This is a genomic window from Cellulophaga sp. Hel_I_12, assembly GCF_000799565.1.
Taxonomy (GTDB): domain Bacteria; phylum Bacteroidota; class Bacteroidia; order Flavobacteriales; family Flavobacteriaceae; genus Cellulophaga.
In genome coordinates this window covers 2,484,692-2,508,462 of sequence record NZ_JUHB01000001.1, presented here as the reverse complement: position 1 = coordinate 2,508,462, position 23,771 = coordinate 2,484,692, and the positions used below count along the sequence as shown (strand labels likewise).

Annotated in this window: 18 protein-coding genes; 14 read left to right on the top strand and 4 right to left on the bottom strand. The window is 36.3% G+C overall.

Annotated elements, in window-relative coordinates; genetic code table 11:
- Nucleotides 1-21: 21 nt before the first annotated feature.
- Nucleotides 22-1,029: a recombinase RecA gene (gene recA, locus GQ45_RS10835; protein WP_047417729.1), complete on the bottom strand. Its 1,008-nt coding sequence runs from the start codon at nucleotides 1,027-1,029 to the stop codon at nucleotides 22-24.
- A 457-nt stretch (nucleotides 1,030-1,486) separates the two neighbouring features.
- On the opposite strand from recA, the gene GQ45_RS10830 reads away from it, so the two are divergent.
- The 14 genes from GQ45_RS10830 to GQ45_RS18370 all read left to right on the top strand — a co-directional run bounded on the left by GQ45_RS10830 (nucleotide 1,487) and on the right by GQ45_RS18370 (nucleotide 19,710).
- Nucleotides 1,487-2,518, top strand: coding sequence for a rhodanese-related sulfurtransferase (locus GQ45_RS10830; protein WP_047417728.1), 1,032 nt, complete (start codon nucleotides 1,487-1,489; stop codon nucleotides 2,516-2,518).
- Between the two features lie 303 nt (nucleotides 2,519-2,821).
- Entirely contained in the window at nucleotides 2,822-4,333 is a 1,512-nt protein-coding gene (locus GQ45_RS10825) for a sodium/pantothenate symporter (protein WP_047417724.1), read from the top strand.
- Nucleotides 4,308-5,813 (top strand): class I adenylate-forming enzyme family protein, encoded by a 1,506-nt coding sequence (locus tag GQ45_RS10820; protein WP_047417720.1) that lies wholly within the window; start codon nucleotides 4,308-4,310, stop codon nucleotides 5,811-5,813. The genes GQ45_RS10825 and GQ45_RS10820 overlap by 26 nt, the downstream gene beginning before the upstream one ends.
- Nucleotides 5,810-6,751: an alpha/beta fold hydrolase gene (locus GQ45_RS10815; protein WP_052188202.1), complete on the top strand. Its 942-nt coding sequence runs from the start codon at nucleotides 5,810-5,812 to the stop codon at nucleotides 6,749-6,751. The genes GQ45_RS10820 and GQ45_RS10815 overlap by 4 nt, the downstream gene beginning before the upstream one ends.
- Complete coding sequence (locus tag GQ45_RS10810; protein WP_047417718.1) at nucleotides 6,748-8,166, top strand: hypothetical protein; 1,419 nt, start codon at nucleotides 6,748-6,750, stop codon at nucleotides 8,164-8,166. The genes GQ45_RS10815 and GQ45_RS10810 overlap by 4 nt, the downstream gene beginning before the upstream one ends.
- Before the next feature lie 148 nt (nucleotides 8,167-8,314).
- The gene (locus GQ45_RS10805; RefSeq protein WP_047417717.1) at nucleotides 8,315-10,795 is read left to right on the top strand and encodes a TonB-dependent receptor; all 2,481 of its coding nucleotides are present in this window, start codon (nucleotides 8,315-8,317) and stop codon (nucleotides 10,793-10,795) included.
- Between the two features lie 11 nt (nucleotides 10,796-10,806).
- Nucleotides 10,807-11,589, top strand: coding sequence for an alpha/beta fold hydrolase (locus GQ45_RS10800; protein WP_047417714.1), 783 nt, complete (start codon nucleotides 10,807-10,809; stop codon nucleotides 11,587-11,589).
- Nucleotides 11,582-12,352: a 3-hydroxybutyrate dehydrogenase gene (locus tag GQ45_RS10795; protein ID WP_047417712.1), complete on the top strand. Its 771-nt coding sequence runs from the start codon at nucleotides 11,582-11,584 to the stop codon at nucleotides 12,350-12,352. The genes GQ45_RS10800 and GQ45_RS10795 overlap by 8 nt, the downstream gene beginning before the upstream one ends.
- A gap of 295 nt (nucleotides 12,353-12,647) precedes the next feature.
- Entirely contained in the window at nucleotides 12,648-13,994 is a 1,347-nt protein-coding gene (locus tag GQ45_RS10790) for a regulatory iron-sulfur-containing complex subunit RicT (RefSeq protein ID WP_047420322.1), read from the top strand.
- Nucleotides 13,987-14,469 (top strand): gliding motility lipoprotein GldH, encoded by a 483-nt coding sequence (locus GQ45_RS10785; RefSeq protein WP_047417710.1) that lies wholly within the window; start codon nucleotides 13,987-13,989, stop codon nucleotides 14,467-14,469. The genes GQ45_RS10790 and GQ45_RS10785 overlap by 8 nt, the downstream gene beginning before the upstream one ends.
- Before the next feature lie 6 nt (nucleotides 14,470-14,475).
- Nucleotides 14,476-16,824, top strand: coding sequence for a penicillin-binding protein 1A (locus tag GQ45_RS10780; protein ID WP_047417709.1), 2,349 nt, complete (start codon nucleotides 14,476-14,478; stop codon nucleotides 16,822-16,824).
- A gap of 177 nt (nucleotides 16,825-17,001) precedes the next feature.
- On the top strand, nucleotides 17,002-17,700 hold the full coding sequence (locus GQ45_RS10775; protein WP_047417708.1) for a CoA transferase subunit A: 699 nt from the start codon (nucleotides 17,002-17,004) through the stop codon (nucleotides 17,698-17,700).
- 176 nt (nucleotides 17,701-17,876) lie between these two features.
- Nucleotides 17,877-18,530 (top strand): CoA transferase subunit B, encoded by a 654-nt coding sequence (locus tag GQ45_RS10770; protein ID WP_047417707.1) that lies wholly within the window; start codon nucleotides 17,877-17,879, stop codon nucleotides 18,528-18,530.
- Nucleotides 18,531-19,539: 1,009 nt separating this feature from the next.
- Nucleotides 19,540-19,710 (top strand): DUF6747 family protein, encoded by a 171-nt coding sequence (locus GQ45_RS18370; RefSeq protein WP_369798320.1) that lies wholly within the window; start codon nucleotides 19,540-19,542, stop codon nucleotides 19,708-19,710.
- A 73-nt stretch (nucleotides 19,711-19,783) separates the two neighbouring features.
- On the opposite strand, the gene GQ45_RS10760 is transcribed toward GQ45_RS18370, so the two are convergent.
- The 3 genes from GQ45_RS10760 to pgk form a co-directional block, all read right to left on the bottom strand.
- Complete coding sequence (locus GQ45_RS10760; RefSeq protein ID WP_047417705.1) at nucleotides 19,784-20,770, bottom strand: DUF4837 family protein; 987 nt, start codon at nucleotides 20,768-20,770, stop codon at nucleotides 19,784-19,786.
- Nucleotides 20,771-20,784: 14 nt separating this feature from the next.
- Complete coding sequence (locus GQ45_RS10755) at nucleotides 20,785-22,413, bottom strand: lytic transglycosylase domain-containing protein (RefSeq protein ID WP_047417704.1); 1,629 nt, start codon at nucleotides 22,411-22,413, stop codon at nucleotides 20,785-20,787.
- A gap of 120 nt (nucleotides 22,414-22,533) precedes the next feature.
- On the bottom strand, nucleotides 22,534-23,721 hold the full coding sequence (gene pgk, locus GQ45_RS10750; protein ID WP_047417703.1) for a phosphoglycerate kinase: 1,188 nt from the start codon (nucleotides 23,719-23,721) through the stop codon (nucleotides 22,534-22,536).
- Between the last annotated feature and the right edge of the window lie 50 nt (nucleotides 23,722-23,771).

Sequence of the window (23,771 nt, the reverse complement as noted above, 5' to 3'; positions counted from 1 at the left end):
GATACCTTTTTAGACTTTTCCTTAGGCTTGAACCGTTGAAATAGCTTCTCTTATTTTTGCATCGAGCTCTTCTTGTAGTTCTAGATTGTCTTGCAATAGATTTTTAACAGCGTCGCGACCTTGGCCCAATTTGGTGTCGCCGTAACTAAACCAGGAACCACTTTTTTTGATGATTTCATATTCCACGCCCAAATCTATCACTTCACCTACTTTAGAAATTCCCTCGCCGTACATGATATCAAATTCTGTTTGTTTAAACGGTGGCGCTACTTTATTCTTAACAACTTTTACTCTTGTTTTATTTCCTAGAACATTACCGTCAGTATCTTTTATTTGAGTAGACCTTCTAATGTCTATACGCACTGAGGCGTAAAATTTTAGTGCATTACCACCAGTCGTTGTTTCTGGACTACCAAACATTACCCCAATTTTATCTCGCAATTGGTTGATAAAAATTACAGTACAATGTGTTTTACTAATAGATCCCGTAAGTTTTCTAAGTGCCTGTGACATTAAACGGGCATGAAGTCCCATTTTAGAATCTCCCATTTCGCCTTCAATTTCACTTTTTGGCGTTAAGGCTGCAACAGAATCAATAACTACAATATCAATAGCCCCTGAGCGAATTAAATTATCGGCAATTTCAAGTCCTTGCTCCCCATTGTCAGGCTGAGAAATAATTAAATTATCAACATCAACGCCTAATTTCTGGGCATAAAAACGGTCAAAAGCATGCTCAGCATCAATAAATGCAGCAATGCCTCCTTTTTTTTGAGCTTCAGCGATGGCATGCAGGGTTAAGGTTGTTTTACCTGATGATTCGGGGCCGTAGATTTCTATAACTCTACCTCGTGGGTAACCACCCACACCCAAAGCGACATCTAATCCCAAAGATCCTGAGGGTATTACCTCAACATCTTCAACAACTTTATCACCCATTTTCATAACGGCACCTTTTCCGTATGTTTTATCGAGTTTATCTAGTGTAAGTTTTAGTGCTTTTAACTTTGCTTCTTTTTCTGCGCTCATTTTTTTTGTATTAAAAAGCTAAATTACCATTTCTTTTTTCATAACACAATGAAGTGGTTTAAAGTTTTTATATTCCTTAAAAAATATAAAATACTTTACTTTAAGAAGCAACCATTTATAAATTCTTGCATCTAGTCTACACTAACTCAATTAATATACCATTCTCCCTTTGGGATTAATGGGCAACGGTGGTCGTAATTATACTTTTTAGAGTTCTATGAAAAAGGAAAATTAAAACGACCTTCTAAAGACCTTGAAACTTTCAAGGTCTTTTTTAATAGTGAAAGCCTTATTAAACAAGCACGTTTCACCAAGTCTACATTTTTATGCTTAGGTATGTTCTAAGCACTAGATTCGAAAAATTCCTTTTCTTTCCTGCAAAGACTTGCCCAAGGCTATCAAATCCACTAAATTTGCCTATTAAATATTTTCTTTAACCTCATAAAATTAGTATAGCATGCAACTGTACAATACATTGAGCGCAAAGGAGAGAGAAGCTTTAATCGAAGCAGCGGGCCAAGAACGCTTGACCATCTCTTTCTACCAATATGCGCAAATTAAAAATCCACAACTTTTTAGAAATCACTTGTTTATCAACTGGAACGAATTAGACGTTTTGGGTCGAATTTACGTAGCTTTTGAAGGTATTAACGCTCAGCTTTCTGTACCAGCGGAGCATTTTGATGCCTTTAAAAAACATATTGATAGCATTAGTTTTTTAGAAAACGTGCGATTAAATATTGCCATTGAGCAAGACAATAAATCTTTTCTAAAACTTAAAGTTAAAGTGCGTGATAAAATTGTCGCTGATGGTTTAGACGACAATACTTTTGATGTCACTAAAATAGGCATTCACGTCGATGCCGAAAAATTCAATGAGCTTATTGAAGATCCTGATACCGTTTTGGTGGATATGCGTAACCATTACGAAAGCGAGATAGGTCATTTTAAAAACGCCATTACACCAGATGTAGATACGTTTCGGGATTCGTTAGACAGCATTGAGCACGATTTAAGAAACCATAAAGAAGATAAAAAATTAGTGATGTACTGCACTGGCGGTATCCGCTGTGAAAAAGCGAGTGCCTATTACAAACACAAAGGTTTTAAACAAGTATATCAATTAGAAGGCGGTATTATTGAATACACACGCCAGGTACAAAACAAAAATCTTGAAAATAAATTTAAAGGGAAAAATTTTGTGTTTGACCACAGAAGAGGGGAGCGCATCAGCGATGATGTTATTGCGCAATGCCACCAATGCGGAAAACCTTGTGATACCCATGAAAATTGTGCTAACGAAGCCTGTCATTTGCTATTTATACAGTGTGAGGAATGTGCAAAGGCTATGGATCATTGCTGCTCCAATGCGTGTAAAGAAGTACATGCGTTACCCTTTGAAACCCAAAAAGCACTTCGAAAAGGAAAAACAGTTAGTAATCTCATCTTTAAAAAAGGTAGGTCTGAGGTTTTAAAATATAAAAAGTAGGGGCTGCGTGTTGCACCCCTTTACAATTGACCGTAGCATCTGTTTTATTCCACACGCCGCAGGCAAAAAAATAGAAAGCTTACATCAACTTTTTTTTTCGGGCTTAGATTACAAAGTCCCTACTTTTAGCCTTAAGCTTTAGGGCTTAAAAATATAAGTCGCACACCCTATTACAACTTGTTAATAATAGGCCAATTGAATATTTAAGATACTTAATTAAAAAAGTCGCACCTTTAGAAATAAAAATAAGCCAACGTAACCTATTATAAAGTTTGTTATTTGTTTTTAAAGAATTTTAGTGAAATGATAGCATCAGACCAATTGGTAACGTTTATGTGGATTTTGCTGGCAGTTTATGCTGGTGTAATTTTATTTTTTGTAATTCGGGGTGCTCGGAAAAATACGAATATAAACGATTACGCCGTTGGAAATATTGGTTTTCCTTCTTGGGTGGTTGGCTTGTCTTTGGCTGCTTCTATGACCAGTGCTGCCACATTTATTATTAACCCTGGGTTTATAGCGCTCTATGGTGTTTCCGGTGTTATTTCTTTCGGAATTGTACTCCCCATTGCTGCTTTTATTTCTCTAATTGTATTCACTAAAGGTTTTGTTAAACAAGGAAATGCCGTAAAAGCAACCACCATGGCGCAATGGATTGGGAAGCGCTATAAAAGTAAAAATTATGCGTTCTTCTTCGGTATTATAGCACTTCTATTGATTACGTTTATTGTTCTTATCAATGTTGGACTCACCCAAGTAATTTCTAAATCACTAAATGCAGATCCCTTTTATGTGCTTTTGGGAATTACCACTTTTGTCTTTGGCTACATGATGTTTGGTGGCGCAAACTCTATGGTGTACACCAATACCATACAAGCTATTATTATGTGTATTGTGGCGCTTATTTTAATTGGTTCTGGATCTGAATATTTTACAGGTGGTATTCAAGGTTTCTTTGAAAAATTAAACAATATCGACCCTAATTTAACCAAACCAACAAATACATCGAGCTTTTTATTTCGTGATTATTTTGAAATCATCATCACTCAAATTGTGATTGGTGTTGCCATTGTTTGTCAGCCACACATTATAACCAAATCATTATTGCTTAAAGATTCGAGTAAAATAAACACCTATTTATTTAGTGGTATTTCATTTATGATTGTTTTCTTTTTGGTGGTTATTGTTGGTTTATATGCTCGTATCAGTTTTCCAGATTTTATCGTTAATGGCGAAACTTTAAGGATGGATGAAATTATACCCACCTATGTCGTTACTAAATTTTCGGTAGGTGTAGGATTAATCATCGTGGTTGGTTTAATCTCTGCGGGTTTGTCGACTTTAGAAAGTTTAATTCAATCCCTGTCCATTACCATTACTTCAGATATTATAAATCCATTGTTTAAAGATAAATTTACAGAAAGCACGATAGGCATAAATAAGGTGGTAATCATAATTTTAGGGCTTGTGAGCTTTTTACTGAGTTGGGAACAGATTAAAAATCCAGAGGTAAGTGTGGCTATTTTTGCTCAAAATGGTGTGTATGCTTATTTTGCAGCTGCTTTTGTTCCTGTGCTCTTTGGCACTTTTCTGACTCATGTTTCTACAAGAGCAGTATTTATAGCAAGTATTACCGCTATTGTAGTTCATTTTGGGGTTTACTATGGCCGAATTACCTCATATATGCAAGAACCCGTGAACAACCCTGGCGTTTCGGCAGCTATCGGAATTATCATATCGCTGGTTGTGGGGTATATTATTTATAACATCGATTTAAAAAAAGTAACACGTGGACACTCCAGATTGGACAGCTAAATGGGCAGATTATACGCCTGATAAAATTGCTATAACCTCCTATGACGATAACAAAAGTTATACCTATAGTGAGCTAAATACCTACGCCAATCGTCTGGTCGACAAATTTACAGCACTTAAACTCGAAGAAGGCGACCGAATAGCTGTTTTGGCAGAACATGGCCCAGAATATATTGTGCTTTTTGTGACTTGTCAACGCATGGGGCTTATTTTAGTCCCCCTCAATTATCGCTTATCTGTAAATGAAATAGCAAAACTAATCATAGACTGCACGCCTAGCCTATTGATTTACAACCGCAACCACAAGGGCAAATCAGCACAGTTACCTCTTGAAAATATTAAAGTGTTAGCTCTTGAAACCGTAGCAACTTATTATCTTAATTCAGAAATTCATACCCCTAGAACCTTCCACATTAAAGAAGACAATCCACTTTTTATTTTTTATACCTCTGGTACCACCGGCGCTCCAAAAGGTGTTCTTTACACGAATAAAATGTTGTTTTGGAACAGCCTTAATACTTCGATGCAACTCGGGATCACATTCAGAGATTCAACCATAAACACCCTCCCCCCATATCATACCTCTGGCTGGAATGTTTTTGTAACACCATTATTGCACAAGGGTGCACATGTGGGTATGCTAGAAAGGTTTGATGCCGAAAAAATATTGTGCCTTTTAGAGTTGAATAAAACCACCTTATTCATGGCATTGCCAACCATGTTATTTATGATGCAGAAAACCCCCGTATTTAAGGAGGTGAATCTTAAAAAATTACGTTACATCATTTCTGGTGGAGAAAAAGTGCCCTCAGAATTAGTGCGTTTTTGGAAAAGCGAAAAAAATATTTATATCAGACCAGGTTACGGTTTAACAGAAGCAGGCCCCAGCATAACATCATTGCATCATAAAATGGCAGCCTTAAAACCAAATTCTATTGGCAAGCCAAACTTTTATTTAGATATAAAAATTGTGGATAAAGATGGTGAAACCGTTGCCCCAAATGAAGTGGGAGAACTTTGCATTAAAGGTGATATTGTAACGCCTGGCTATTGGAACAATTCGGTCAAAACAAGCAACAAAATTAAGAAAGGCTGGTTATTTACCGGAGATTTTGCCTACAGTGATCAAGATGGGTTTTTATATATGAAAGGCCGCAAAAATGACATGTATATTTCCGGTGGCGAAAACATATATCCACAAGAAATTGAAGTACAACTTGAACAGATAGAGGCTATAAAAAAAGCGGTGGTTTTAAGTGTAAAGGATGAAAAATGGGGGGAATGTGGTATCGCATTTGTAACCTCAGCAGATACTACCCTTTCAGTATTGCAAATTAGAGAAGAGTTAAAAACAACACTTGTCGCATTTAAACATCCAAAATACATCTTTATTTTAGATGATATTCCGTTAACCAGTTTAGGAAAAGTTTCTAGAAAAAAACTACATGCTTTTTATCACCAATTAAAATCTCAACAATGATACGATTTGGAACCATATTCATAGTGTTACTCATAAATGCCACGTTATTTTCTCAAAACTCTAAAAAACCAATGAAAGATATCCTTTCAGATTATAGGTACCCAACCAAAACAATCCTTATCGATGGTGTAGAAATAAAATACATGAAAGAAGGTAAAGGAAAGAAAACACTACTTTTTGTTCATGGCCTAAGCAGTAATGCTGACGCTTGGGCCAAAAATATTGAAACGCTTCGCAAACAGTACACGTGCATCGCATTAGATTTGCCTGGGTACGGAAAATCGTCTAAGCCTGATGCCGCTTATACCCCTTCTTATTTTGCTGAGGTAGTACATCAGTTTATAGGAAAACTAAATTTAAAAAACATCGTTCTTATTGGCCATTCTATGGGTGGGCAGGCGAGTATTAAATTAGCCCTAAATTATCCAGATGAGATTAAGAAATTAATCTTAGTTGCTCCAGCTGGTCTTGAGCAGTTTACCGCTGCTAATGCTACTTTTATGAAGGCATTTTTTACGCTTGAATCGGTTGAAAATACTCCAGATGCTCAAATTGAAAAAAACTACGCCCTCAATTTTTACAAGCAACCGGAAGATGTGCATCAAATGATAAAGGATAGAAAACAAATAAAAGAAGCCCTAGATTTCGAAGCGCATTGCCAAGCTATTGTGAAGAGTATTTCAGGGATGCTAGATGAGCCCGTTTCAGCAAATTTAAAAGATATTTTACAATCAACTTTAGTGATTTTTGGGGATAAAGACATGCTTATTCCCAACCGATATTTCAATCCAGACTTAACTATTGAAGCCGTAGGAAAAATAGCCTTAGAAAAAATTCCTTCCGTAAAAATCGAATTTATAAAAGATGCTGGTCACTTTGTTCAATATGAAAAGCCAAAAGAAGTGAATTCACGGATACAGCAATTTATAGAGGAATGAGCAAAGGCAAACTGAAAAAATTCACAGAATTTAGCAAAACCATTTTACCCAATGAAGCTAAATACCTTGAATCCAGACACCAGTTTACCGATTCGGAAAAGCTTAACATAATTTCGCTGGTAATTACCAATGCCTTATCTCAAGACAGTCTTACAGCTTATGACCATTCCATTGATAAACGAAAGTATTCCTACATTAAAAATTGGATTGAAAAAAAATTAGCAAGTATTGATGTTGATGTAACTATTGAATGGATTATGTCTCTTAAAAAAAAGATTCTAACCGATGCGATAGCTTCTCATGAAGAAAAAGAGTTTCTGCACTATATCTCTGGGTACAAAATCATAGATTTTAACTTCCAAAATCTATATGATCTTGCTAAAGAGTACAAATCCTATTTGTTGGTGCGGATGCGGTATAGAGATCATAAAATTATAGCTGATTTTATTGAAACGTATAAAAAACAATATGTTGAAGCTAAGAACATTGCTGAGAAATTATATACGGCAACCACTGAAATTACCAATCAATATACCTTAAATAACATTGAAACCAAACATTTAGAAACTTGGTTGTTACAAGTGTTTAAAGACGAAACAATCGATGGCAAAAACAGGTATCAAGCCTTTGTTTTGCTAGCGTTTATGTACACCAATTACAACGAAAATGACAAGTTAAAGGTAATTTTTGACCAAATTGACTTTTATTTGAGCGACGGTGAAATGTATTCTAGGCGGTTACTATCTAATTATTATGCCAGTAGAGTGTTGCTCCATTCTAAACAAGATGAATTTAAGGAAGCTGAATTCTATGGGTATTTATCTATTCGTCAAAACAATAGCGATGCCCTTATGTATCTCAATAATTTAGTAGCAATTTTACTGCGAAACAACAAACCTGAAAAGGCATTTAAACTTTTAGAAAAGCATTTAGATTTATATAGAGAAACTCATAATTACCATCAAAAAATTGGGTATTGTTCCTATCAAATTCGTGTTTTAGCAGAGCTTAAAAAGAATACTCTTGCTGAATCAACAGCAAAAACCTTCTTGAAAAAATATAAGAATGAAGTATTAAACCATCGCTGGCACCATTTTTTTACCTCGTATATTAATGTGCTAGTTATTCAAGAAAAATACGATGAAGTACTAAAGCTTTCCTCTAAATTTGACCTCGTAGAAAAAGAAGTGCAGCGACAGAAACAAAATAATTATGTGCCAAATATATCGTGGAGTATATCTCTTTCAAGGTATATGGAAGGCAAAATAAATTCTAAGCACTTGCTAGATGAAATAAAAGCACCTCTTAAAGCTATTACACCTACCAAAAACCAAAAGCAATTAATGATTAAGGTTATTGATAAGCTTTCAAACAACTTACCAGAAGCGTTTTTAAAATTAAAGTCGCACATCTAATTTTTTTATATAAATACTTGATATTAATGGTTTTGATGTATGCTTAATCCTATATAAGCCATTAAAGTCACACTTAAAACCTTTTCTTTTTGTTCGTATTAGTTTTTGATTTCCCAATAGCTTGCCGTATAAATAACATACTTGAATTATGAAAAAACTACTCTTATTACTAACACTTATGGGTTCTTTTGTGGCGAGTTCACAAGAGACTGGAACTATCAAAGGTTTAATTACAGACTCGAACGGTTTGCCCTTGTCGGGAGCCACTGTGTCGATCAAAATTTTAATGAAAGGCACCACGACTAATTTTGATGGTCTCTACACCTTAGAGAACATAGAAGCTGGCACTTACGATGTGTCTGTTTCTTATATTGGTTTTGCTATGGCGAATTATAGTGTGCTTGTCACTGGTGGTAGTACCACGACCCTAAACGCTTCTTTAGATGAATCAAGTAGTATTTTAGATGAAATTGTATTAACCGCGAACAAGCAACCACAAAAAATTACCGATGTGCCAGCGACTGTCAATGTTATCAGTGCTAGAGATATTGAAGAATTTCCTAGTTTTAATATTGGTGAATTGGCGGCAAGACAAAAAGGAGTTGATTTTGTAAGAAGCGGTGTTTTAGGTACAGGTATTAACATTAGAGGGTTTAATTCTGCCTTTAATTCTAAAAATTTACAAGTTACCGATGACAGGTTATCTACCTTAATCGCAACAGGATTACCGATGGGATCGTTCTCTACTGTGACTAAAGACGATATTGCACGGGTTGAAATATTATTAGGGCCAAACGGTACACTTTATGGGCCTAATGCACATAATGGACTAGTAAGTACCATTACAAAAAACCCGAGACAATCAGAAGGAACAACTTTTGCCATAGGCGCTGGAAATCAAAATGTGGTTACAGCCAGACTACGACATGCTCAGGTGATTGATGATAAATTCTCCTACAAGTTTCATTTCGAAAGATCTCAAGGAACTGAATTCGACTATGTAGATTCTGTTTATGTAGGTACCAATAGCTATACGGAATTAGATTTAGATCGAGATTTTGAGGCTGAAAAATACGGTGCAAATATTTTTTTCAAACCAACGGCCGGATCAGAGCTTTCTGCCTATTATGGACATAGTACTAATAGCAATATTGGTATTACCAATGCAGGTCGAAACCAAATTAAAGATTGGACTATAGACGAACTTCAATTAAAATTTGTCTCTAAAAACTTTTTTGCCAATACCTACTATACTTGGAGTAATACGGAAGATACTTACGCTATTAACCAAAGAACCCAAAACTATGTGTCTTTTATTCAAAATGGCTTTTCTGAAGAAGAAGCTCGGGAACGTTCTTTCACAGAACAATGGTTTCCAACGGGGCCAGATACAGGAATTGCGCTTCAACGTGGCGCTTTATTTAAAGATGATTCAAGACGATTTAATGCTGAAGGACAATATAATAATCGCTGGAATGAATTCTACCTTACGTTAGGGGCACAATATCAATTAGACATGGCAGATTCGAAAGGCACCTATCTTTTAGATCAAGGAGGAATTGATATCGGTCAAACCGGGGTTTATACCCAGTTAGAGTACAAACTAGAAGATTCTGGATGGGGATTTTTGTTAGGAGGCCGAATTGACAACCATGATTTATATGGCAATAACTTTATTCCAAAATTGGCAGTAACTAAAAAAATTAATGATGGAACCTTTAGACTTACCTATGGTAAGGGAATCGCAGTGCCATCGATCTTAAATCTAAAAGGAAACTTATTTGGAGGTTTAGTATTAGGGAATGGAGAGGGTTTTACCTTAGCCAATGGTACCGTAATCCCAAGATTACAGGTTGAAACAATTAATTCTTATGAAATAGGCTATAAGGGTAAGTTATCGGATAAATTGTTTGTCGACACCAATGCCTACTACAACCAATCTGATAATTTTATTAGTCCCTTAGTTAATGTTGCCGCGGGCAGCCCCGTAGAACTAGTAGGAAACACTCCAATAGGTGAGCTTGTTCCCGGATCTAATGGCGCATTTGTTTTGAGCTACTTAAACTTCGGTAGCGTTGATACCTATGGCGTTGATGTTGGATTAAATTATTATTTTAATGATAATTTTAGAGCCGTATTTAACTACTCTTATTTTGGTCGTAGTTTGGATAAAAATGACCTTAATAATGACGGAAATTTAGACGGACAAGTTTTAGAAAGTGAATTGCCTATTAACACGCCAAACAACAAGTTTAGTTTAGGATTTCACTACGCAAAATCTAAATTTTATGGCGCTATGTACGGAAGATTCGTTCAAAAATATGATTTTTTCTCGGGTATCAATGTAGCTGCCGAAACGCAAGATTTAGACGGAGATGGTGTTAATGAGATTGTAGAAAATGCAAGGGTTGGCAGAACATGGAACTACGGGCAATTAGGAGGTTTCACCGTAGATGCAAATGCAGGGTACAATTTTTCAGAAAGCCTTTCATTGGGTCTTAGTATCACCAATTTGTTTAATGCTGAAATAAGAGAATTTGTTGCATCGCCAGTGATTTCGCCCCTTGTTTCTTTTGAATTAAAATACAAAACAAACTTCTTTAAAAGAAAAGCATCAAACGTTAACTAAGCTTCTAAAGTATGTTAAAATTACACGTTAATGATATCGATCTTGATTATGAAGATATAGGAAAAGGTGACGTACTTCTATTGCTTCACGGCTTAGGGTCTACTAAAAAAGATTGGGACGCACAAGTCCCTTTCTTTTCTAAAACACATCGCGTTATTACCTTAGACCTAAGAGGACACGGCGACTCTACAAAACCCTTAGAAGCATACGGGGTAGATTTAATGGCCGAAGATGTAAAGTTATTTTTAGACCAATTGAATATTAAAACAGCAACTGTAGTTGGTTTTTCAATGGGGGGCGCTGTCGCTTTTGAATTGGCTGCAAAATATCCTCAGTACCTTACTAATTTAGTCATTGTAAACAGTGGTCCAGATTTTAACAATATGGGCAAAATTGGGGATGATTTGTTAAAAAATAGAACTGAGTTTCTAGAAACTCAAGGATTAGCACCATTAGCCAAAGAGATTTCCTTTAATATGTTTCCGGAAAATCATCAGCTAAAGTTAAGAACTGAATTTGAAACACGTTGCAAAAACAACGACTACAATGCCTATTACCAGTCTTTTGTCACTTTAATGAATTGGGGTTTAGGGAATCGGATAAATAAGATTACCACCAGAACACTCGTGGTGGCTTCAGACATGGATTACACGCCTGTTTCCTTTAAAGAAGAATACGTCGATAGATTGCAAAATGCGCGTTTAGCAGTCATCAAAAACTCAAGACATGGGGTGGTTATAGACCAACCAGAGGCCTTTAACTTGGTGCTTCACAAATTTATAGCAGATGAATAAAACAGTCCTAATAACAGGAAGTACAAGTGGTATAGGTTTGGGAATTGCACATCAATTTGCAAAAGAAGGCTATAACATTATGTTTCACGGTTTAGAAGCCAATGGCTTAGACATAGCAAAAAAGGTAGGGGACAAATACAAAGTAAAAGTGGCTTTTTCTAATGCCAATTTGCTAGAATCTACTGCTGTTGAAAATTTAGTACAAGAAACTATTCGCAGTTTTGGAACCTTACATGTTTTAGTAAATAACGCAGGAATTCAGTTTGTCTCTCCTATTGAAGAGTTTCCAAATTCGAAATATGAAGCTATAATTGCCCTCAATATGAATGCTGTTTTCTATGCCTCTAAAGCCGTCTGGAAACAAATGAAAGAACAGCAGTTTGGCAGAATAATCAACGTGTCTTCTGTGCATGGCCTTAGAGCCTCAGAATTCAAGTCGGCTTATGTTGCCGCAAAGCACGGTGTTATTGGCCTAACCAAAGTTCTAGCCTTAGAAGGTGCCCCTTTTAATATTACCTGCAACGCTATTTGCCCAGGATACGTAAAAACACCCTTAGTAGAGGGCCAAATAAAGGATCAGGCACTAGCACATCATATGACAGAAGATGAGGTTGTGGAAAAAGTAATGCTTAAAAAGCAAGCTGTAAAACAATTTGTACCCCTCGAGGCTATTGCAGATATGGCCCTATTGCTCGCAAAAGATAGCTCAACAACCATCACAGGAACTAGTTTCGTGTTAGATGGCGGCTGGAGCGCACAATAAAGAACAGCTAGCTTGCCTTAAACAAGCAGAACCGATTCACTAGAGTCAACATTTTGAATTAAGTTTATACTTCCCAGCAGCGCTCATATGCCTTACAAGGTAGTTTTAGCGCTGTTTTTTTTTCTTACATCCAAAAGGAAAACCTTAAAAACCTAGCTCTTATTTCAAAATAAAACATGATCATTTTTAAAATTTTCATCGCATCGAAAAATCACTATCTTTACGGTTATTAAAATTTTAGTATGAACCTTTTTTCTTGTTTTCCGATGGTTGGCAAGATTTCAATATAAAAAATATGGGTTGTAGCAGTTGTTCAACTGGTAAAGACGGGCAACCAAAAGGCTGTAAGAATAATGGAACTTGCGGTACTGATGGGTGTAATAAATTAACCGTCTTCGATTGGCTTTCGAACATGTCACTACCAAACGGGGAAAAACTGTTTGATGGCGTGGAAGTCCGTTTTAAAAATAGTAGAAAAGAATTTTTTAGAAATTCAGAAAATCTTTCTTTGTCTATTGGCGATGTAGTAGCTACACAGGCTACTTCTGGACATGATATTGGTATCGTTACCCTTACTGGTGAGTTGGTAAAAGTTCAGATGAAAAAAAAGAACGAGGTGTATACCAACCCAGACTTGCCAAAAGTGTACAGAAAAGCATCACAAAAAGATATTGATATTTGGCAAACTTGCCGTGATCGCGAGGCAGAAATTCAAAAACGTTCTAGAGAATTAGCTATTGCTTTGAATCTTCAAATGAAACTTTCAGATGTGGAATTTCAAGGTGATGGTTCTAAAGCTACGTTTTATTATACGGCAGAAGAACGTGTAGATTTCCGTCAGCTGATAAAAGACATGGCCAAAGCTTTTGGTATTCGTATTGAAATGCGCCAAATAGGCTACCGACAAGAAGCACAACGTTTAGGCGGTATTGGTTCTTGCGGGAGAGAGCTTTGTTGCTCCACCTGGTTAACCGATTTTAGATCCGTAAGCACCTCTGCCGCACGCTATCAGCAACTTTCTTTAAATCCGCAAAAGCTAGCCGGGCAATGTGGAAAGCTAAAATGCTGTTTAAATTATGAGCTAGACGTGTATTTAGATGCCCTAAAAGATTTTCCTTCTCAAGAAACCAAAATACTCACAGAAAAAGGACTCGCCATTTGTCAAAAAGTAGATATTTTTAAGGCTACCTTATGGTTTTGTTACAAGGATGATTGGGCAAATTGGCATGCCTTGACCAAAGATCAGGTCAATGAAATGTTAGAAAAAAACAAACGAAAAGAAAAAATTAGCAGCTTAGAAGAATATGTGATTATTCCTTCAGAAGAAAAGGAAAAAGAAAAGGAAAAGGTGTTTGAAAATGTGGTAGGCCAAGACAGTCTTACTCGTTTTGATAAGCCGAAACCAAGTAAAAATAATCGCAATAAAAAAAGAAAAAATAATAGTCCTGACAGACCTCAGAACAATACCCTTAAATCGCCAAACCAAAAGGAGAATACAGTTTTAAACAAACCAAGAAAACCTAAAGCATCAATACCTACGAACAGTGATACTGCATCCCCTACGCAAAATTCTGGGGCTAAAAATCAAAATAGAAATAAGAAGCGACGAAATAATAAAAAAAGGCCTACAGATAATGACTAAGTATATTTTTGGTTTGCTTTCCGTTTTGGTTTTGGTCTCTTGCGATTCGGCTGTCCTTAAATCAGAATATAGAGCAACAACCGATGGTAAATGGGATAAGGATGCTATTTTAGAATTTAGCTTCTCAGAAGTAGACACCCTAAAACAACACCATATTTTTATCAATTTGCGCAATGATGAAACCTACGAGTTTAGTAATATTTTTTTAATAGCAGAATTGAATTATCCCAACGGTGCATCCGTTACAGATACTTTAGAGTACGAGATGACCATGCCTGATGGCGAATGGTTAGGAAAAGGCACTGGCAGTATTAAGGAAAACAAACTATGGTATAAAGAAAACATCGTTTTTCCAGTAAAAGGCGTATATACATTAAAAATAGGTCATGCCATGCGAAAAAATGGCGCTGCTAAAGGCATTATAGACCTAGACGGCATCACTGATGTCGGGTATCAAATAGAAAAAACGAATTAATTCGCTATGGCAAAAGCATCAAAAAAAACACCGACTAAAAGCTTTTTTACATTTATAAAATGGTTTTGGATTTTATTTCTCGCCGGTATTCTCGCCGCAGTTTTTATATTTTTATCTGCGTCTTGGGGTTGGTTTGGAGAACTACCCACTTTTGAGCGTTTAGAAAACCCCCAAACCAATTTAGCCACTGAAATTATATCAGCTGACGGCGTCACTTTAGGGAAATACTATTTAGATGATAATCGTACCCCTATTCCTTTTGAACAGCTTCCAAAAACCTTAGTGGATGCCTTAGTTGCTACAGAAGATGCACGATATTTTGAGCATTCTGGGGTTGATGCTAGAGGCACCCTTAGAGCCTTTGCTTATTTAGGCTCTAAAGGTGGTGCAAGTACAATATCACAACAATTGGCAAAACAGCTTTTTACAGGCGCTGCTGCTCGTGGTTATGAACGCTACACTCAAAAAATTAAAGAGTGGGTCATCGCTACGCGTTTAGAACGCCAATATACCAAGGAAGAAATTATTGCCATGTATTTTAATATTTATGATTTTGGCAATAATGCTGACGGTATAAGGTCAGCAGCTAAAATTTACTTCAGTAAAGAACCTAAAGATTTGAATGTTTCTGAATCTGCCATGTTGGTGGGTATGTTCAAAAACTCGTCATTATACAACCCACTCCCAAAAAGAAACCCTGTGGGGACAAAAAACCGTCGAGATGTGGTTTTGGCGCAAATGGCAAAGTATGGGTATTTAGATGAAATGGTAAAAGATTCGTTGCAAGAGCTGCCCCTAGCGTTACGGTACTCCCCAGAATCGCATCAAGATGGCTTGGCCACCTATTTTAGAATGCATTTACAGAAATTTTTAAATGATTGGATTAAAAAAAATCCTAAACCTGCATTAGAAGGTGAAAGAGATAAGTGGAATATTTATTTAGACGGACTTAAAGTATATACCACTATTGATTCTCGAATGCAACAAAATGCTGAGGATGCGGTAAAAGAACACATGAAGCGCTTGCAAGCAGAGTTTTTTGTCCAAAATACCCCAGAGCGTAATAAAACCGCTCCCTTTTTAGATTTAAAAGACGATGAAATAGAACGCATTTTTGAGCGTGCTATGAAAATATCAGAGCGTTGGCGAATTATGAAAAGTAACGGAAATTCGGAGAAAGAAATAAGAGCTTCGTTTAAAAAACCAACACCCATGGTGGTTTTCGACTGGAATAGCGAGGGCTATGAAAAAGATACCATTATGACCCCAACAGATTCTATTCGTTATTACAAATCTTTTTTGAGAACAGCAATGATGTCTATGGAACCACAAACAGGACATGTAAAAGCTTGGGTCGGCGGCCTTAACTACAAACATTTTCAATATGACAACGTCATACAAGGCGCACGACAAGCTGGTTCTACCTTTAAGCCTTTTGTTTATGCCGCAGCGATAGATCAATTGCGCTTGTCACCCTGTACGCTATTGCCAGATGATGAATACTGTATAGAAGCCAACAAACATGGCAACCCAGAAGCGTGGTGCCCGAAAAATTCTGACAACAAGTTTTCGTTAAAAAGCATGTCTTTAAAACAAGCGTTAGCAAATTCTGTCAACTCTATTACCGCCCAATTAATGGACAAGGTGGGTCCTAGAACCGTAGCCAATATGGCTAAAAATATGGGGATTACAGCTGACATTCCTGAAGTGCCTTCGATTGCCTTAGGAACCCCTGATGTAAACGTGTATGAAATGGTGGGTGCCTTTGGTACCTTTGCCAACGAAGGGGTTTATGTAAAACCTGTTTTAGTGACCCGTATTGAAGATAAAAACGGTACCGTACTGTATGAATATGTACCTGAAACTAAAGATGTTTTAAGTAAAGATGTGGCCTATGCCACCGTAGATTTATTACGTGGCGTAGTAGAAGGAGGCAATGGTTCAAGACTAAGAAATAGTTACAATAAAGATAACCAAATGTATAAAGAGATTATCACTGGTTATCCTTATAATCTCAATAACCCGATCGCGGGCAAAACTGGAACCACCCAAAACAATAGTGATGGCTGGTTTATGGGTTTTGTCCCTAATTTAGTCACAGGTGTTTGGGTCGGCGGCGAAGAACGTGCCACGCATTTTAAAAGTATTACTTATGGACAAGGTGCCTCTATGGCCTTACCTATCTGGGGACTTTATATGGTTAAAAACTATCAAAATAAAGACATAGGCGTATCCGAGGGTGATTTTAAAATTCCAGAAAATATGTCGATTAATTTAGATTGCGCCCAATTTCAAGAGGATAAAAAAGAAAATAACGCACCCGCGCATGACGACTTAGATGATTTTGATTTTTAAAAAATCTAGACGAAACAACTTCAGGTTTTTTGTGCACCTGCTAACCCAATATTTTTTAACTAGCCTCGGCTTCTGAAATAAAAGATACTACGAAAAGCCCTTAACTTTTTATAAAAGTTGAGGGTTTTTTTAGTTTAAATTAGGTAATTTAGGAGCTGTTGAATTAAAAAAATAATTATGATTCGTAAAACTGTTTCGAATGTTCAAGAAGCTTTAAAAGGCGTTGAAAATGGCATGACCTTCATGCTAGGTGGTTTTGGTCTTTGCGGTATTCCAGAAAATGCGATTACACAACTCGTAAGCCTTGGTATAAAAGACATTACCTGTATTTCTAACAATGCAGGAGTAGACGATTTTGGCTTGGGTTTATTACTACACAAACATCAAATTAAAAAAATGATCTCCTCCTACGTAGGGGAAAATGATGAGTTTGAACGACAAATGTTAAGTGGTGAACTAGATGTAGAATTGACACCACAAGGCACCTTAGCTGAAAAATGCAGAGCAGCACAAGCTGGCTTTCCTGCCATTTATACTCCTGCAGGTTATGGTACCGAGGTAGCGGAAGGCAAAGAAACTAGAGAGTTTAATGGCAAAATGTATGTGCTGGAAGAAGCTTATAAGGCAGATTTTGCCTTTGTAAAAGCATGGAAAGGTGACGAAGCAGGAAACTTAATTTTTAAAGGTACTGCGCGCAATTTTAATCCCGTAATGTGTGGTGCTGCCAAAATAACGGTGGCTGAAGTAGAAGAACTAGTGCCTGCGGGCACCTTAGATCCTAACCAAATTCATATACCGGGCATTTTTGTTCAGCGAATTTTTCAAGGAAAAAACTATGAAAAACGCATTGAACAACGCACTGTACGCAAGAAATGATGTAACAATGGATACACTTGTACCAATCTCTAACTACTTCTAAGCAGCAAAAAGTTGGTACTTTATTCATTGATACATTAAATATATTTTTACAATAATTACGAGATAGTTCCATAAGGCCAATTGTTATATTGGTACATTAAATAAGGTATTTCCAAATCATATAATCAAAAAGAATGTTAGACAAAACAGGCATAGCGAAAAGAATCGCAAAAGAAGTAAAAGACGGGTATTATGTAAATTTAGGTATCGGAATTCCTACCCTAGTGGCGAATTATGTTCGTGATGATATCAGCGTTGAATTCCAGAGCGAGAATGGTGTTCTAGGGATGGGACCATTCCCATTTGAAGGAGACGAAGATGCGGATATAATCAATGCTGGAAAGCAAACCATCACAACCTTGCCAGGAGCCTCGTTTTTTGACTCTGCCACAAGTTTTGGAATGATCCGGGGTCAACACGTCGATTTAACTATTTTGGGAGCCATGGAGGTCTCTGAGAGGGGTGATATTGCCAACTGGAAAATTCCTGGAAAAATGGTAAAAGGCATGGGTGGTGCTATGGATCTTGTCGCATCCGCAGAAAATATTATCGTGGCTATGATGCATACCAACCGAGAAGGGGAGTCTAAACTTTTAAAAAAATGCTCTTTACCCCTTACAGGTGTTCAATGTGTAAAAAAAATAGTCACTAATTTGGCCGTTTTAGAAGTTAGCGATAAGGGATTTGTACTTCTTGAAAGAGCTCCTGGCGTGTCGGTTGAGGACATTAAAAAGGCCACCGAGGGTAACTTAATAATTCATGGAGATATTCCTGAAATGAGGCTTTAGAATGCTACTATTTGGAATCCTTAAATTTCACAACATTTTAACGCTATTTCACAACAATAATTTTAAAGCCTAAGCGTTTTTAATTAAGTTTATATCAGAACAAAAAACTAAACCCCAAGTTTAATTTTTAAAAAACATGTCACCTATGGAAGCTCAAATTACACACGCACCCTCACGAGAAGAAATTCAAGTGTATCGTAACAATTTTCTTAGTGGAGTTATCGTATTGCTTAGAAAGCTATTTATGCTGTAATTGTTAAGAACCTAAAAAATTATTAAAGGAGCTTTTGCTCCTTTTTTTATGGTGCTATTTTAAACTTCAATTAAAATAAGAGTCCGCTAGAACTTTAGGTGAATTCTATTACTGGCCTTTGAAGCGATGAGCTAGATACCATGTTTGATCAAAATTATTAAACCTTACCGTGTAGCCTAGGCCAAAAATACCTCTTTACCGAAAATTACCTATATAGTGATAAAGCCTAAATTAACGAGAAGTTCAATGCGATTTGGGCCGTTTTAAAGAATAAAATTTTCTTTCATGCGCAATGGTATAGATGCACTAAAAAATGCCTTAAAAAGCTTTCGTAATGCTTAAATTTGATCTTTCGCCGAGCTATTCGTTAAGGTTTATGTCAAAATACAACAATGAACAACACACCACTTAAAGTAGTTGCGCTTTTATTACCTACTGTTTTAGCCAATAGGTTTAAATATACAGCGTTCTCGATGTTGTATCTAAAGCTTTATTTTTTTCATGGTAGTCCTTAAGGTGGTTTACACAGAAAAATCAGGACTCCATTTTTGAGACTCGTATACCCATTCACAAAAACTTTAAAAAATATATTTCCATACGACTTCAAATGCTTTTTGTCGAATAAAAAAGCCGTTGATAGATAACAAATACGCAACTATTTCTTTTACCCGATTTATAGTCGTTTTGTCAAGAATAATTCTTAGATCCTCATTGATTATAGAACTTGCGGCATTATTAATTTATAATTTGGGGATTATGAGAAATGTTTTACTCGTTAGAGAAATTTATATAGAAGCATTTAAGAATTTGGGGAATTTCTTATTAAAAAACTACTTAAAAGTTTTTGCTTGGTTCTGTTTTATTCTAATAGCTGTTGCGTCATACGCACTTATCTTTAGAATCTCAACAGGATATGCTTTTCAATAGCCTATAAATTTCAAAAAGCAAACCCCTAAAATAAGTTTTTTAGGGGTTTTTTTTATGCAAAAAATCTTGAGTCTTATTGAAACTTGAGCGTTTTTATAATCGCTTCAAGTTCAAACATATTATCTCTTTTTTGAGTAGCAGGTGCAAAAATAAATCCTTCAATAATTAGTTTTCTATTTCGCTCTTTATCATTGATAATATACATCAGATAAGGACCTCCCATGGGATAATTATTCATTTCCCATAATCCTCGTACTTCTGCCGCTTTTAAACCGGCTATTTCGGCGGGATATATATGGGGTGCAAAGTTTCTTTCAGAAACCATATAGTTTTTTTTATCTGGGATATCCTCTCCAGGAATATTAATACTCCCGATAGAATCTCTCATGCTCAGAATGTCTTGTACAAAAGTAGTGTCATTGTCAAAAGCGTTTTCAGGCACCGTGTAAACAATAAGATTCATGGCTCCTTTGGGTACCTGTCGATCAATCCAAACAAAGTTTTCCTTTTGACTACCTACCTTATACGCAGAAGGTATATCTAATGAAATTCCAAATTTTTCTTTTAATACTAGTTCCTTGTTTAAGGATATTTTAAAACGTTTTTGTTGTTCTGTGATTTCTAAATCTTTGAATGTTCTTATAATTTCTTCAGCTTTAGCATCAATATTTGCATTAATTTCCTGCACTGATGTTCCCGTAATAATCGCTAGGCTTTGAGGCCCTGCATAAACGTCTTTCTTTATACCTACTTTGCTTTCACTACCCTTGGCAACAAGTAATACCAATCTTGATTTCTGAATCGCTCCAGAAAAAACAGATTCAGGCATATATGTTATGGTAAATAAAGGTTCTGCCATATTTAAGCCAACGACCGACGCGGCGAAGTGCTCCCGCACTTTATCACCAACTTCACCTTTCCAAAGTTGGTTATCCATGACCACAACTAAAGAGTTTATGGCACCTGTAGATTGAGGCAAATACGTGGTTTTAGCACCCTCTTTACAAGCGCCAAAGCAAACAAGCAAAAGTAGTACTGCAATACTTTTAAAATTATTCATAGTATGTTCTTCGTTTAGGGTTGACAATCACACAAAATTAATTTTGTGCCTAATTTTAGATTGTTACCACTAATACCGTTCCATTTTCGTAGATTATCGACAGAAATTCCAGAATATTTTCTAGAAATTGTCCAAAGGGAGTCTCCCTCTTTTACGGTGTGAACTTTGGTGAGGTCAGAAGTCGTTGATTTCGTCGTTGTACTTTTGGTGGCACTAGCTGTAGCCACTGGGTTTTTGCTGTAGATAATTAATCGTTGCCCCACCCTTAAGTTATTGCTTCTTAAGCCATTCCAACTTTTTATTTGACTAACTCCTACTCCGTAACGCTCGGCTATTCTACCTAAGAAATCACCACTCTTTACCTTGTATTTAATCTGATCTTGTGTTTTTACGAATTGAGGCAATGCCTTTTCTTCCACTAAAAGTTCTTCTTCTACAAAAGCATAGATTTGCTCTTCATTGGCCACGAACTTTCCAATCGCATCGATAGGTAGGCGTAGCGCATAGTTTTTATCATCAACAAAAGGAATAATATTTAATTTGTAGGAAGGATTTAAGACCTCTAGTTCTTCAACACTTACGTCAACTAACTTTGATATTTGATCAAAAGTAATTAATCGTTTTACGTGAATAGTATCTGTTTGAAAATAAGGTCGCTCCGCATTCTTAGGTTTTAAACCATGTTCCTCTGCGTATTCAAATAAATACATGGTGGCTAAAAAAGCTGGAACATAGCCGGCGGTTTCTCTAGGTAAATTTGCTCTTATGTTCCAATAATTTTTATATCCTCCAGAACGTCTAATGGCTTTGTTGACATTACCAGGTCCTGAATTATACGCTGCTAGCGCCAAATCCCAATCATCAAAAATACCGTGTAATTTAGACAAATAGGCAGCGGCGGCTTTTGTTGCCATAATAGGATCGCTTCGTTCATCCACGTAGCTACTCACATTTAAGTCGTACATTTTACCAGTAGGATACATAAATTGCCATAAGCCCGTTGCTCCTACCCTTGATTTAGCCCTCGGATTTAGTGCCGATTCAACAATAGCAAGATACTTTAATTCTAGGGGCACATTTTGGTTTGCTAATTCTTCTTCGAACATTGGAAAATAAAACTGACTCAAGGTAAGCATACGTTCTATTAGTCCTCTTCGTCTTTTTAAAAACGATTGAATTACACCTTCTAATGAAGGGTTATAAGCTATATTAAATGGTGTTTTTTGATTTAATTTTTCTAATCGAAGTTTTAAGGTTTCCGTGTCTACCGTGGCTAAAAAGTTTTCATCAATTTCCAGCGTTGAAACTTCTTCGTACATTTCTTCAAATAAAACGGTACTTTCTGCCATAACTTTTAGCCACAGGCTATCGTATTTAGCCGCTAAAGGATGGTCTTGTAAATTTGGATTTTCTTTGTTGATTACTTTAAAGTTCGGATGATCCGTAGTTCCGTCTGGATTAATTTTTAGGGTTGAATCTTTTTTCTTAAGTGTTTTTGAAATCGGGTTTTTCAACTTAGTGTTGGTATCGTCAAGCTGATCTGAAAACTCCGTTACGCTAATCGCTTCATTTTGTTGAGCGACTATACTTCCACCAAACAATAAGGAAGAAACTAAACCGAAGAAAAGAGTTTTTTTTATCATAACAAGACCTTTAAAATAATGCAGTAGACGAAAATCGTCTTTTTTTTACAAAAAATAAAATAATAATTCATAAAATGACCCGAAATAATAAAGGCCTTGTTATCGATAACGTACTATTGCTTATCGTATTGCAGCGATCCCTGGTAATATTTTACCTTCTAAACTTTCAAGCATTGCACCACCACCTGTAGATACATAACTTACTTTATTCTCGAAGCCAAACTGTTTTACCGCAGCTACAGAATCGCCCCCACCTACTAAGGAGAAAGCACCATTTTTAGTGGCTTCGTCGATAAAGTTACCTATGGCAATAGTTCCTTTTGCAAAGTTTGGCATTTCAAAAACACCTATAGGACCATTCCAAAGAATTGTTTTAGACTTCAAAATTACTTTTTTAAAATTCTCTAAAGTTTGCGGGCCTGCGTCTAAACCTTGCCATCCGTCAGGAATAGCTGTCACAGCCACTATTTTGGTTTCTGCCTCATTGTTAAAATCCTTAGCGGCTAAAACATCTACCGGTAAGTGAACTTCAACGCCCTTTTCTTTCGCTTGTTTTAAAATTGATAAGGCTAATTCTTGTTTGTCATCTTCACAAATTGAGTTTCCAACCTTACCGCCTTGGGCTTTGATAAAGGTATAGGTCATTCCGCCACCGATAATTAAGTGGTCTACTTTGTCTAGAATATTTTCGATGATGGTAATTTTCGAAGATACCTTTGAGCCGCCTAAAATAGCGACAACAGGTTTTTCACCAGTTTTCATGACTTTATCTATCGCTAGTATTTCTTGGGCCAACAGATATCCGAAACATTTATGATCTGGAAAAAAATCAGCTATAATTGTTGTTGAAGCATGTGCTCTGTGCGCTGTTCCGAAGGCATCGTTAACATAAATGTCTCCTAAATTTGCTAATTGCTCGGCAAAAGACCTGTCGCCAGCTTCTTCTTCGGAGTGAAAACGAAGATTTTCTAATAATAAAACTTCCCCCGTCTTTAAATTTTTCACCGCTTCTTTGGCGGCATCTCCCACACAATTTGATGCAAACTTTACATTTACCCCAATAATTTCAGACACTTTATCACAAATATTTTTTAACGATAATGCGTCACTAGCTTTCCCATCTGGTCTTCCTAAGTGACTCATTAAAATAGCGCTTCCACCATCTTCTAAAATTTTAATAATTGTAGGCTTCGCTGCTGCTATTCTACTGGCATCAGTAACTTTTAAGTTCCCATCTAAAGGCACATTAAAATCTACCCGGATTAAAGCTTTTTTTGATTTAAAATTAAAATTATCTACCGTTTTCATTATTTACAAATTTTGTCTAACGACAAATGTAAAAATTTATAGGCACTGAT